Origin of the sequence: Rhodoblastus sp., assembly GCF_041915505.1 — a bacterium.
Lineage (GTDB): Bacteria > Pseudomonadota > Alphaproteobacteria > Rhizobiales > Beijerinckiaceae > Rhodoblastus.
Genome location: NZ_JAYSBG010000075.1, coordinates 1 through 12,368, shown reverse-complemented (window position 1 = coordinate 12,368; position 12,368 = coordinate 1). Strand labels below are relative to the sequence as shown.

Below are 12,368 nucleotides of genomic sequence, written 5' to 3'. Positions count from 1 at the left end.
CGGAAGAACATTGCGAAATCACCGTCATCAAGACCAGCGGCGATTTGATCCAGGACCGTCCGCTCAGCGAGGTCGGGGGCAAGGGCCTGTTCACGAAAGAGCTGGATCAGGCCCAGCTCGACGGCGCTATCGACATTGCGGTTCATTCGGCCAAGGACCTGCCGACCGTGCTGCCCGAGGGGCTCGTCGTCGCCGGCTATCTGCCGCGCGAGGACGTGCGCGACGCTTTCATCGGCCGCGCGGCCAAGACATTGCAGGAACTGCCGCCGGGCGCCCGCGTCGGCTCGGCGTCGCTGCGCCGGCAGGCGATGATTCGCCGGCTGCGGCCCGATCTCGAAGTCGAATTGCTGCGCGGCAATGTCCAGACCAGGCTGCGGAAAGTCGAAAGCGGCGAATTCGCCGCGACCTTGCTGGCGCTGGCCGGCCTGAAGCGGCTTGGCCTCGCCGATCGGGCGACCTCCATCCTGCCTTTGGACCTGTTCCCGCCAGCCTGCGGCCAGGGCGCCATCGCCATTACCGCGCGGGCGGAGGATTCCCGCGTCATCGCCGATCTCGCTTTGATCTGCGACGCTGATACCGGCCACGCTCTGGCCGCCGAACGGGCCTTCCTGCACGAACTCGACGGCTCCTGCCGCACGCCCATCGCCGGCCACGCCGTCGTCGCCGAGAACGGCCTGAGCTTTTACGGCCTGGTCCTGCGCAAGGATGGCTCCGAGGCTTTTGACGCTCACGCCAATGGGCCGGTCGATCACGCTGCAGCGCTCGGCGCGGCGGCGGCGAAAACCATTCTCGCCGCCGCGCCCGCCGATCTGCTGACGTTCTGACCGCGATGCGCGTATTGGTGACCCGGCCGTCGGATCAGGCGGCGCGCACCGCGAAACGCCTTGCGGCTCTGGGCCATCAGGCGATTCTCGCGCCCGCGCTAGAGATCGTCGCCACAGGCGCGACACTCCCGGACGCGGCCTTCGACCTGATTCTCGCCACCAGCGCCCAGGCCTTTGCTGGCGGGCCTTTTCCGGCGGCCGTGCGCGGGGCGCCGCTCGTCTGCGTCGGCGAGAAGACCGCCGAGGCCGGCCGGGAGGCAGGTTTTGCGATCGATCATGTCGCGCCGGACGCCGAATCGCTGGCCGAGCGGCTGATCGCCAGCCGGCCGCCGCGTTCGGCGCTCTATCTGGCCGGGCGCGAACGCAAGGCGGCGCTGGAGCAGCGCCTGCGCGAGGCAGGATGGCGTCTCGCATTGGTTGAGACCTATGAGGCGCGGCCCGCGACGGCGCTGCCGCCCGAGGTCCGCACGGCGCTCGACAAAGGCGAAATCGACGCCATATTGCATTATTCGCCGCGCAGCGCCGGCATCGCGCTCGGCCTCGCTGGCGGCGTCTCGGCGGCGCGGCTGCGCCATTACTGCCTTTCCGGGGAAATCGCCGAAATCTGCCGCCGCTGGGCGCCGGATGAAAAAATTTTCACGGCTTTTCAACCGGATGAAGAGTCGTTACTAAACCTGCTGGGGCCTTCGGGCCGCCTCGCAAGGAGTGATCGCGCATGAAGAAAACCGTTCTTTTCTCCGCTTTGCTCCTGTCCGCCGCGCCTCTGTTCGGGCTGGCCGCTTCGCCGGTCGTCGCGGCGCCGGAGTTTCCGACCGGGCTGTGGCGCGTGGCGGACGGCTCGGCCATCGTGCGGATAAAACCCTGCGGCAAGGCCGTGTGCGGCGTCATCGCCGCCGCGCCGCCGCCCGGGCCCGGCGAGAAATCCGCCGTCGGCCAGAAGATCCTGATCAACCTCCGGCGCGAGGGCGATGTCTGGAAGGGCCCGATCTTCAATCTCGACAATGGCAAGACCTATGACGGCGAGCTGTCGGCGGGTCCCGATCTCGACCACCTGAAAGTTCGCGGCTGCATGCCGGGCGGCGGCCTGTGCGGCGGCGAAACCTGGAAACGGGCGCGCTGAGCCGCTCTTTCTCGCCCGAAAACCGCTCGCGTTGACAAGGCGCGGCGGCGCTTCTATCTCTCCCGCGCCGGATTTCCGGCGCTTTCGCGCTTTCGCGCCGCTTTTGTCAAAGTTATGTCGCGGTGGTCGGGAACAAGGCGCGGCGTCTTGTTTCTTGCGCCGGGGCTTCCGACATAGGGGCGGCGCGTTTCGCCGGCCAGGGACCTTTTCCGAGCCGGCGGCTAACGGATCGCGGCGGGCGCCGCGCTGAAAGGTCGTTTTGGATGTTGGGGAACCTTGCGAAGAAGATTTTTGGCAGCGCCAATGATCGCAGGTTGAAGACCTACCGGCCCCGGATCGCGGCGATCAACGCGCTGGAGCCCGAAATCGCCGCTCTGTCCGACGAGGCCCTGCGCGCCCGCACCGACGAGTTCCGCGCCCAGCTCGCCGCCGGCAAGACGCTCGACGATCTGCTCGTTCCCGCTTTCGCGACCGTTCGCGAGGCCGCCAAACGCGCCATCGGCCAGCGCCATTTCGACGTCCAGCTCGTCGGCGGCATGGTGCTCCATGAAGGCTCGATCGCCGAAATGAAGACCGGCGAAGGCAAGACGTTGGTCGCGACGCTCGCCTGCTATCTCAACGCGCTCGCCGGCAATGGCGTCCATGTCGTGACGGTCAACGATTATCTCGCCCGCCGCGACTCGGAAAATATGGGCCGGATCTATAATTTCCTCGGCCTGACCGTCGGCGTGATCGTTCATGGCCTCGACGATGTCGAGCGCGCCCAGGCCTATGCCTCCGACATCACCTATGGCACCAACAACGAATTCGGCTTCGACTATCTCCGCGACAATATGAAATATGAGCTGAACCAGATGGTTCAGCGCGGTCATTCCTTCGCCATCGTCGACGAGGTGGATTCGATCCTGATCGACGAAGCCCGCACGCCGCTCATCATTTCCGGCCCTTCCGACGACAAGTCCGATCTCTACAACGCCATCGACAAGCTGCTCCCGCGCCTGCAGGCGGGCGATTTCGAGGTCGATGAGAAACAGCGCAGCGCCAGCCTGACCGAGGATGGCAATGAGAAGGTCGAGCAGCTCTTGCGCGAGGCGGGCCTGCTGACCGAAGGCTCGCTATACGAATCCGCCAATGTGACCCTGGTCCACCATGTGAATCAGGCCCTGCGCGCGCATAAATTGTTCCAGCGCGACAAGGATTACATCGTCCGCAACGGCGAAGTGGTCATTATCGACGAATTCACCGGCCGCATGATGCCCGGCCGCCGCTATTCCGAGGGCCAGCATCAGGCGCTGGAGGCGAAGGAAGGCGTTCCGGTCCAGCCCGAAAACGTCACGCTCGCCTCGATCACCTTCCAGAACTATTTCCGCCTCTACAAGAAGCTCGCCGGCATGACCGGCACGGCCTCGACCGAGTCGGAGGAATTCGCCGAGATCTACAAGCTCGATGTGGTCGAGATTCCGACCAATCTGCCGGTGGCGCGTATCGATTCCGACGACGAGGTCTATCGCACTCATGGCGAGAAGCTGACCGCGATCGTGACCGAGATCGAGGACGCCAACGCCAAGGGCCAGCCGCTGCTGGTCGGCACCACCTCGATCGAAAAATCCGAACAGCTTGCCGAATTCCTGAAGAGCAAGGGCTACAAGATGATCGACTTCGGCGCGCCCGGCGCGCTGGACAAGCTCTACGCCTCCGCCCGCTCCGGCAAGCCGTCGAAACATTTCGCGGTGCTGAACGCCCGCTTCCACGAGCAGGAAGCCTATATCGTGGCCGAGGCCGGCGTGCCGGGCGCGATCACCATCGCCACCAATATGGCCGGCCGCGGCACCGACATTCAGCTCGGCGGCAATCTGGACATGCGCCTGAAGCAGGAATGCGCCGAACTGGAAGGCGACGCCCGGACGACGCGCGAGCAGGAAATCCGCACGGAAATCGCGGAATTCAAGCAGAAGGCGCTGGGCGCCGGCGGGCTCTACATCATCGGCACCGAACGCCATGAGAGCCGTCGCATCGACAACCAGTTGCGCGGCCGCTCGGGCCGCCAGGGCGATCCCGGCAAGTCCAAGTTCTTCCTGTCGCTGCAGGACGACCTGATGCGCATCTTCGGGTCCGACCGCATGGACGCCATGCTGGTCAAGCTCGGCCTGAAGGACGGCGAAGCCATCATCCATCCCTGGATCAACAAGGCGTTGGAAAAGGCCCAGCAGAAGGTCGAGGCCCGCAATTTCGACATGCGCAAGAACGTGTTGAAATTCGACAATGTCATGAACGACCAGCGCAAGGTGGTGTTCGAGCAGCGCCGCGAAATGATGGCGCAGGATTCGCTCGAGGACATCATCACCGAAATGCGCCACGGCGTGGTGGAGGATCTCGTCTCCCGCCACGTGCCGCATGACGCCTATCCCGAGGCCTGGGACATCGCCGGGCTGTCCGAGGAGGTTCGCTCGGCCCTCAATATCGAGCCGCCGCTCGCCGACTGGGCCAAGGAAGAGGGCATCGCCGACGAGGAATTGCGCGACCGGCTCGAAAAGGCCGCCGACGCCGCCTATGCGGCGCGCGAGCAGATGAATTCGCCGGAGCTGACCCGCTATATCGAAAAGCAGGTCCTGCTGCAGACGCTCGATCATCTGTGGCGCGAGCATCTCGTCGTACTCGACCATCTGCGCCAGGTCATCGGTTGGCGCGGCCTCGCCCAGCGCGATCCGCTCAATGAATATAAATCCGAGGCGTTCGAGCTGTTCGATGCGCTTATCACTCGGCTGCGCGAGATGGTCACCGCCCAGCTCATGCGCATCGAGGTTGCGCGCGAGCGTCCGCCGGAGCCGCAATTGCCGCAGATGCAGGCGATGCATCTCGATCCGGCGACCGGCGAGAACGAACTGGCGCTCGCCCAGATCAACGCCCGCATCGAGGCCGGCGACTTTTCGCCGCAGGCTCTGGGCGCCGTCGCCCCGGAGGCGGATCGCGATCCCGACAATCCGCAAAGCTGGGGCCGCGTCGGCCGCAACGAGCCCTGTCCCTGCGGCTCGGGTAAGAAGTTCAAACATTGCCACGGCGTGCTGGCGTGACGGCTCGGTGAGCCCAGCCCATCCCGGCGCGGATCGCGACCATGACAAAGCGCCGGGATAGCGACCGCGATTTCTTCGCCCAAACGCCTGGCTCTCAGGCGCCGGTCGCCGATGTGCTCGTCCCCGTCGCGGTCGATCATCCCTATTCTTACCGGATTCCCGACGGGCTCGCCCTCGCTGAGGGCGATTTCGTGAAAGTTTCGCTGGGCGCGCGCGAGGCTTTCGGCGTCGTCTGGGCGCTGCGGCAAGGCGAGGGCGACAAGCTCAAGCCGGTTCTCGCCCGTCTCGATCTTCCGCCGCTCGCGCCGAAATTGCGCGCCTTTCTCGATTGGGTCGCAGCCTGGACGCTGGCGCCGCGCGGCATGGTCCTGCGCATGGCGACCCGGGCGGCGGAAGACGCCGAGGACGAGCCGGCGCGAATCGGCATCCGCGCCACCGGCGTTCCGCCCAGACGGCCGACGCCGGCGCGGGCCCGCGCGCTCGCCGCGCTGATCGACGGCCTCGGCGCGACCAAAGCCGAACTGGCCCGAACCGCCGGGGTGTCCCAGAGCGTGATCGACGCTCTGGTCGACGACGGCGCGCTGGAGCCGGTCGCGCTGCCGCCCGAAACCCCCGGCGGCGATCCCGATCCCGCTTTCGCCGCGCCGAATCTGTCGCCGGTTCAGGACAAGGCCGCGCAGGCTTTGCGCGAGGCGGTCGTGGCCCGCGCCTTCAAGCCCATCCTGCTCGAAGGCGTCACCGGCTCCGGCAAGACGGAAGTCTATTTCGAAGCCGTCGCCGAAGCTTTGCGCGGCGGCGGGCAGGCGCTGATCCTGATGCCCGAAATCGCTTTGACCGCGCAATTCCTGGAGCGTTTCGCCCGGAGATTCGGCCATGCCCCAGCGGAATGGCATTCGGCGGTTTCGCCGCGCCGCCGGGCGCGGATCTGGCGCGGCGCGGCGCAAGGCGCGGTCCGGGTGGTCGCGGGCGCCCGCTCGGCTTTGTTCCTGCCCTTTTCCGATCTCCGCCTGATCGTCGTCGATGAGGAGCATGAGGCGGCCTACAAGCAGGATGACGGCGTCGCCTATCACGCCCGAGACATGGCGGTGGTGCGGGCGCGGCAGGAGGCCTGCGCCATCGTGCTGGCCTCGGCGACGCCCTCGATCGAGACGCGGGAAAACGCCCGGCAGGGCCGCTATGCTTGGCTGCGGCTGGAAAGCCGTTTCGCCGGGCGCACCCTCCCGGCGATCGAGGCAATCGACCTGCGCCGCGAGGCCCCGCCGCGCGGAAAATGGATCGCGCCGCGCCTCGCCGAGGCCATGCGCGAGTGTTTCGCGCGTGAGGAGCAGGTTCTGCTGTTCCTGAACCGGCGCGGCTATGCGCCGCTCACTTTGTGCCGGACCTGCGGCCATCGCTTCCAATGTCCGAATTGTTCGGCCTGGCTGGTCGAGCACCGCCATCGCCGCGCGCTGGCCTGCCATCATTGCGGCCATGTCGAGCGCCGGCCTGACGTGTGCCCGCAATGCCAGTCGGCCGATTCGCTCACCGCCTGCGGGCCGGGCGTGGAGCGTCTCGCCGAAGAGGCCGCCGACCTTTTTCCGGAGGCGCGGCGGCTCGTTCTTTCGTCGGACATGCCCGGCGGCATGACGCGCATGCGGGAAGAATTGCAGGCGGTCGAGCAGCGGGCTTTCGATCTGGTCATCGGCACGCAACTGGTGGCCAAGGGGCATAATTTTCCCCATCTCACGCTCGTCGGCGTGGTCGATGCCGATATTGGTCTCGCCAATGGCGATCCCCGCGCCGCCGAGCGCACGTTCCAATTGCTCAATCAGGTGGCCGGCCGCGCCGGGCGCGGCGAAAAACCGGGCCGCGCCTTCCTGCAGAGCTGGCAGAAGGATCATCCCGTCCTGCGCGCCCTGCTCTCGGGCGATTTCGAGCGCTTCTACCGCGAAGAGACCGAAGCGCGGCGGGCGGCGGGCCTGCCGCCGTTCGGCCGGCTCGCGGCGATCATCGTCTCGGCCGCCGACCGCGCTTCCGCCGAACTTTACGCGCGCGAATTGGCCCGCGCCGGTCACGCCGCACGCGGCGAAACGGGATCGCCGGACGCCGAGATCGTCGTGCTCGGTCCGGCCGAGGCGCCGCTGGCGGTACTGCGCGGAAAAAGCCGGTTCCGGCTGCTGGTCAAGGCTCCGCGCCGCGCGGATTTGCAGGGGTTTTTGCGCCGCATGCTTAACGCCGCGCCGGCGCCCAGAGGCGGCCTACGCGTGGCGGTGGACGTTGATCCGCAAAATTTCCTCTAAGACATTTCTGGGCGATTTGGATTGTAAATTATCCCAAAGCCTTACTTTCGCCGTGTCCCTCAGGGTTGCGCCGGCTTTAGCCCTATGTTACGTCAGCCGCGCCTTTCGGGGAGACCGGCATTCGCCACTCTCCGTTTCCAGCCAGTTCAGCCCTTGGAGATGATGCGGCTTATCGCCGGACCGTTCGAGGGCGGATGGTCGTCCGATCTCGAAGGGAGCTTTTCCGCGTGGCTGAAGTCGACGACTCCAACAATCCGACATCCGGCGTTGCGGAACGCTATGCACAGGCCCTGTTCTCCCTCGCCCAGGAACAAAATGTCGCCGACCCGGTCGCCGACGCCCTGCGCAATTTCGGGACCCTGATCAACGAAAGCGCCGATCTCAAGCGTCTCGTCATCAGCCCGGTCTTTTCGGCCGAAGAGCAGCTCAAGGCCATCACGGCTCTGCTCGACAAATTCGGCTATGGCGGCATTACCGCCAATTTCATCAAGCTCGTGGCCGCCAAGCGCCGCCTGTTCGTCCTCCCCGACATGATCCGCGCCTTCATCGCCCTGAACGACAAGGCGAAGGGAATCGCCCGCGCCGAGGTCACTGTCGCCGGTCCGCTTTCGTCCGATCATTCCGCCGCGCTTGAAGCCGCGCTGCGTCAGGTTTCGGGCGGCCAGACCGTCAAGGTCAACGTCAATGTCGATCCGTCGATCATTGGCGGCATCGTCGTCAAGCTTGGCTCGCGCATGGTCGACGCCTCGCTGAAAACCAAGCTCAACTCGCTCCGCACACGTATGAAAGAGGTCGGCTGATGGATATCCGCGCCGCAGAAATTTCCGCGATTCTGAAAAACGAAATCGCGAATTTCGGTAATGAAGCCCAGATCACCGAAGTCGGCCAGGTCTTGTCCGTCGGCGACGGCATCGCCCGCGTCTATGGCCTCGACAATGTCCAGGCGGGCGAACTGGTGTCGTTCGAAAACGGCATTCAGGGCATGGCGCTGAACCTCGAAGCCGACAATGTCGGCGTCGTCATCTTCGGCTCCGACCGCGACATCAAGGAAGGCCAGACGGTCAAGCGCACCGGCTCGATCGTCGACGTTCCCGTCGGCAAGGAGCTGCTCGGCCGCGTCGTCGACGCGCTCGGCAATCCGATCGACGGCAAGGGCCCGATCAACGCCACCCGCCGCGCCCGCGTCGACGTGAAGGCTCCCGGCATCATTCCGCGCAAATCGGTCCATGAGCCGATGGCGACCGGCCTCAAGGCCATCGACGCCCTGATCCCGATCGGCCGCGGCCAGCGCGAGCTGATCATCGGCGACCGCCAGACCGGCAAGACCGCCGTGGCGCTCGACGCCATCCTGAACCAGAAGAGCCTGAACCAGTCGACCGACGAGCACACCAAGCTGTACTGCGTCTATGTTGCGGTCGGCCAGAAGCGCTCCACCGTCGCGCAGTTCGTCAAGGTGCTTGAAGAGCAGGGCGCGCTGGAATATTCGATCGTCGTCGCCGCCACCGCTTCGGACCCGGCGCCGATGCAGTTCCTGGCCCCCTTCTCGGGCGCGGCCATGGGCGAATATTTCCGCGACAACGGCATGCACGCCCTGATCGTCTATGACGATCTGACCAAGCAGGCGGTCGCCTATCGCCAGATGTCGCTGCTGCTGCGCCGCCCGCCGGGCCGCGAAGCCTATCCGGGCGACGTGTTCTATCTGCACTCCCGCCTGCTCGAGCGCGCCGCCAAGCTCAACGACGCCAATGGCGCCGGCTCGATGACCGCGCTGCCGGTGATCGAAACCCAGGCCAATGACGTGTCGGCCTATATTCCGACCAATGTGATCTCGATCACCGACGGCCAGATCTTCTTGGAAACCGACCTGTTCTATCAGGGCATCCGCCCGGCGGTGAACGTCGGCCTGTCGGTGTCGCGCGTCGGCTCCTCGGCGCAGACCAAGGCGATGAAGAAGGTCGCGGGCAAGATCAAGGGCGAGCTCGCCCAATATCGGGAAATGGCGGCCTTCGCCCAGTTCGGCTCCGACCTCGACGCCACCACCCAGCGCCTGCTGAACCGTGGCTCGCGCCTGACCGAACTGCTGAAGCAGGCCCAGTTCTCGCCGCTGAAGATGGAAGAGCAGGTTTCGGTGATCTATGCCGGCGTGAACGGCTATCTCGACGCGCTGCCCGTCAACCGCATCAAGGCGTATGAGGACGGTCTGCTGGCGCTGCTGCGCACCAGCCACGCCGACATTCTCGAAGCGATCCGCTCCTCCAAGGATCTCTCGGCCGATACCGAGGCGAAGCTGAAGGCGGTCGTCGAAGGCTACACCAAATCCTTCGCCTGATATTCAACCGGGCCCGTTGTCGCTGAGACGGCGGGCTCGCTTCCTGGAACGCTCCCGATGTCGGCATGACGGACGGAGCGGCAGTCGAGCGGATGAACCATGGCCTCGTTGAAGGACCTTCGCAATCGCATCGCCTCCGTGAAGGCGACGCAGAAAATCACCAAGGCCATGCAGATGGTCGCGGCGGCCAAGCTGCGTCGCGCCCAGACCGCGGCCGAAGCCGCCCGGCCCTATGCCGAGCGCATGGAATCGGTGCTGGCCAATCTCGCCTCGGGCGTCGCCGGCGGCCCTGAATTGCTGACCGGCAACGGCAAGAGCGACGTCCATCTGCTGGTGGTCGCGACCGCCGAGCGCGGTCTTTGCGGCGGCTTCAACACCTCCATCGTGCGTCTGGCGCGCGAAAAGGCGCTGTCGCTTCAGGCCGAGGGCAAGACGGTCAAGATCCTCTGCATCGGCAAGAAGGGCTATGACCAGCTTCGCCGCCAGTTCGAAAAGCAGATCATCGATCTGATCGACCTGCGCTCGGTGCGCCAGATCGGCTTCGAAAACGCCGATCCGATCGGCAAGAAGCTGATCGCTCTGTTCGAGCAGGGCGAGTTCGATGTCGCCACGTTGTTCTATTCCAAGTTCCGTTCGGTCATCCTGCAGATCCCGACGGCTCAGCAGCTCATCCCGGCGGAAATTCCGGCCGGCGGCGAAGCCTCGACGGCGGCTTATGAATATGAGCCCGGCCAGGACGAGATTCTGGCGACCCTGCTGCCGCGCAATATTTCCGTGCAGATTTTCCGCGGCCTGCTGGAAAACGCCGCTTCGGAACAGGGCGCCCGCATGAGCGCCATGGATAACGCTACGCGCAACGCGGGCGACATGATCAAGAAGCAGACGACGATCTATAACCGGACGCGTCAGGCGATGATCACCAAGGAACTGATTGAAATCATCTCGGGCGCCGAAGCGCTCTGACCGAAATCCAGATTGTGAGGACGAAAAATGGCTGAAGCCCGCTCCCCAGGCCACGTCACCCAGGTCATCGGCGCCGTCGTTGACGTGAAGTTCGACGGCCACCTGCCGGAAATCCTGAACGCGCTGGAAACCACCAATAACGGCCAGCGCCTCGTTCTCGAAGTCGCCCAGCATCTCGGCGAGAATTCCGTGCGCTGCATCGCCATGGACGTGTCCGAAGGCCTGGTCCGCGGCCAGCCCGTGACCGACACCGGCGCCCCGATCTCGGTTCCGGTCGGCGACGGCACCCTCGGCCGCATCATCAATGTCATCGGCGAGCCGGTCGATGAGGCCGGCCCGGTCTCCTTCGAAAGCCTGCGCGCCATCCACCAGCCGGCTCCGTCCTATGCGGAGCAGGCCACCGAGGCCCAGATCCTCGAGACCGGCATCAAGGTCGTCGACCTGCTCGCGCCTTACGCCAAGGGCGGCAAGATCGGCCTGTTCGGCGGCGCGGGCGTCGGCAAGACCGTGCTGATCATGGAGCTGATCAACAATATCGCCAAGGCGCACGGCGGTTATTCGGTGTTCGCCGGCGTCGGCGAGCGCACCCGTGAAGGCAACGACCTCTATCACGAAATGATCGAGGGCGGCGTCAACAAGGATCCCAAGGAAAACGCCGGTTCGACCGTCGGTTCGAAATGCGCTCTGGTCTATGGCCAGATGAACGAGCCTCCGGGCGCCCGCGCCCGCGTCGCGCTGACCGGCCTGACCGTGGCCGAGCACTTCCGCGACAAGGGCCAGGACGTGCTGTTCTTCGTCGACAACATCTTCCGCTTCACCCAGGCGGGTTCGGAAGTGTCGGCGCTGCTCGGTCGCATTCCCTCGGCGGTGGGCTATCAGCCGACCCTCGCGACCGACATGGGCGCTCTGCAGGAACGCATCACCACCACCACCAAGGGCTCGATCACCTCGGTGCAGGCCATTTACGTCCCGGCGGACGATCTGACCGACCCGGCCCCGGCCACCTCCTTCGCCCATCTGGACGCCACGACCGTTCTGTCGCGCTCGATCGCGGAAAAGGGCATCTATCCGGCGGTCGATCCGCTCGATTCGACCTCGCGCATGCTGTCGCCGGCCATCGTCGGCGAAGAGCATTACGACATCGCCCGCAAGGTGCAGTCGACGCTGCAGCGCTACAAGTCGCTGCAGGATATCATCGCCATTCTCGGCATGGACGAATTGTCCGAAGAGGACAAGCTGGTCGTAGCCCGCGCCCGCAAGATCGAGCGCTTCCTGTCGCAGCCGTTCCATGTCGCGGAAGTCTTCACCGGCTCGCCGGGCAAGCTGGTGGCGCTCGCCGACACCATCAAGGGCTTCAAGGGTCTGGTCGAAGGTCAGTATGACCATCTGCCGGAAGCCGCCTTCTACATGGTCGGCTCGATCGACGAGGCCGTCGAAAAGGCCCAGAAGCTCGCCGCCCAGGCGGCCTGATTCGCGGGCCATTGGCTATCGGCCATCGGCGCGGCGATTGTCCCGCCGATGGCGATTGAATGCAAAACGCCCGGACGGGCGCAAGCCCGGTTTTGGAGAGTCTTATGGCGACATTTCACTTCGAGCTCGTCTCGCCGGAAAAACTGCTGTTTTCGGGCGAAGTCGAAGCCGTTGTCGTGCCGGGAGTCGAGGGCCAGTTCACGGTCATGAAGGATCACGCGCCGGTCATGACCGTGCTCAAGGCCGGCATTATCGAGATCGACGAGACCGCGAGCAAGAAGAGCAAGCTGTTCGTGCGCGGCGGTTTCGCCG

At 65.3% G+C, this 12,368-nt stretch carries 10 protein-coding genes; all 10 read left to right on the top strand.

Translation table 11 applies throughout. The features are described 5' to 3' along the window. Nucleotides 1–824: hydroxymethylbilane synthase (gene hemC, locus ACE3S9_RS07080; protein WP_374545741.1), on the top strand; the 824-nt coding region annotated here is incomplete at its 5' end. A gap of 5 nt (nt 825–829) precedes the next feature. Beyond that, nucleotides 830–1,543, top strand: a complete 714-nt coding sequence (locus ACE3S9_RS07075; RefSeq protein WP_374545740.1) for a uroporphyrinogen-III synthase — start codon at nt 830–832, stop codon at nt 1,541–1,543. Continuing rightward, nucleotides 1,540–1,944: a DUF2147 domain-containing protein gene (locus tag ACE3S9_RS07070; protein WP_374545739.1), complete on the top strand. Its 405-nt coding sequence runs from the start codon at nt 1,540–1,542 to the stop codon at nt 1,942–1,944. Before ACE3S9_RS07075 ends, ACE3S9_RS07070 begins: the two co-directional genes overlap by 4 nt. A gap of 263 nt (nt 1,945–2,207) precedes the next feature. Further along, entirely contained in the window at nt 2,208–5,015 is a 2,808-nt protein-coding gene (secA, locus tag ACE3S9_RS07065; RefSeq protein WP_374545738.1) for a preprotein translocase subunit SecA, read from the top strand. 41 nt (nt 5,016–5,056) lie between these two features. Then, nucleotides 5,057–7,294, top strand: a complete 2,238-nt coding sequence (locus ACE3S9_RS07060) for a primosomal protein N' (RefSeq protein ID WP_374545737.1) — start codon at nt 5,057–5,059, stop codon at nt 7,292–7,294. Between the two features lie 194 nt (nt 7,295–7,488). Next, nucleotides 7,489–8,094 carry a F0F1 ATP synthase subunit delta gene (locus ACE3S9_RS07055; protein ID WP_374545736.1) on the top strand — a complete coding sequence of 202 codons (606 nt, stop codon included), beginning with the start codon at nt 7,489–7,491 and terminating at the stop codon, nt 8,092–8,094. After that, complete coding sequence (atpA, locus tag ACE3S9_RS07050) at nt 8,094–9,623, top strand: F0F1 ATP synthase subunit alpha (protein WP_374545735.1); 1,530 nt, start codon at nt 8,094–8,096, stop codon at nt 9,621–9,623. The genes ACE3S9_RS07055 and atpA overlap by 1 nt, the downstream gene beginning before the upstream one ends. Before the next feature lie 99 nt (nt 9,624–9,722). Continuing rightward, a complete protein-coding gene (locus ACE3S9_RS07045) occupies nt 9,723–10,586 on the top strand; it encodes a F0F1 ATP synthase subunit gamma (protein ID WP_374545734.1) in 864 nt (287 codons plus the stop codon). Between the two features lie 27 nt (nt 10,587–10,613). Beyond that, nucleotides 10,614–12,056 (top strand): F0F1 ATP synthase subunit beta, encoded by a 1,443-nt coding sequence (atpD, locus tag ACE3S9_RS07040; RefSeq protein WP_374545733.1) that lies wholly within the window; start codon nt 10,614–10,616, stop codon nt 12,054–12,056. A 104-nt stretch (nt 12,057–12,160) separates the two neighbouring features. After that, nucleotides 12,161–12,368 (top strand): ATP synthase F1 subunit epsilon (atpC, locus tag ACE3S9_RS07035; RefSeq protein ID WP_374545732.1); only part of this gene is annotated, 208 nt, incomplete at its 3' end.

What these genes read in the sequence shown, in the direction of transcription:
- atpD (WP_374545733.1), top strand. Translation starts at nt 10,614, where the DNA reads ATGGCTGAAGCCCGCTCCCCAGGCCACGTCACCCAGGTCATCGGCGCC.
- secA (WP_374545738.1), top strand. Translation starts at nt 2,208, where the DNA reads ATGTTGGGGAACCTTGCGAAGAAGATTTTTGGCAGCGCCAATGATCGC.
- ACE3S9_RS07070 (WP_374545739.1), top strand. Translation starts at nt 1,540, where the DNA reads ATGAAGAAAACCGTTCTTTTCTCCGCTTTGCTCCTGTCCGCCGCGCCT.
- atpA (WP_374545735.1), top strand. Translation starts at nt 8,094, where the DNA reads ATGGATATCCGCGCCGCAGAAATTTCCGCGATTCTGAAAAACGAAATC.
- ACE3S9_RS07045 (WP_374545734.1), top strand. Translation starts at nt 9,723, where the DNA reads ATGGCCTCGTTGAAGGACCTTCGCAATCGCATCGCCTCCGTGAAGGCG.
- ACE3S9_RS07060 (WP_374545737.1), top strand. Translation starts at nt 5,057, where the DNA reads ATGACAAAGCGCCGGGATAGCGACCGCGATTTCTTCGCCCAAACGCCT.
- ACE3S9_RS07075 (WP_374545740.1), top strand. Translation starts at nt 830, where the DNA reads ATGCGCGTATTGGTGACCCGGCCGTCGGATCAGGCGGCGCGCACCGCG.
- ACE3S9_RS07055 (WP_374545736.1), top strand. Translation starts at nt 7,489, where the DNA reads ATGGTCGTCCGATCTCGAAGGGAGCTTTTCCGCGTGGCTGAAGTCGAC.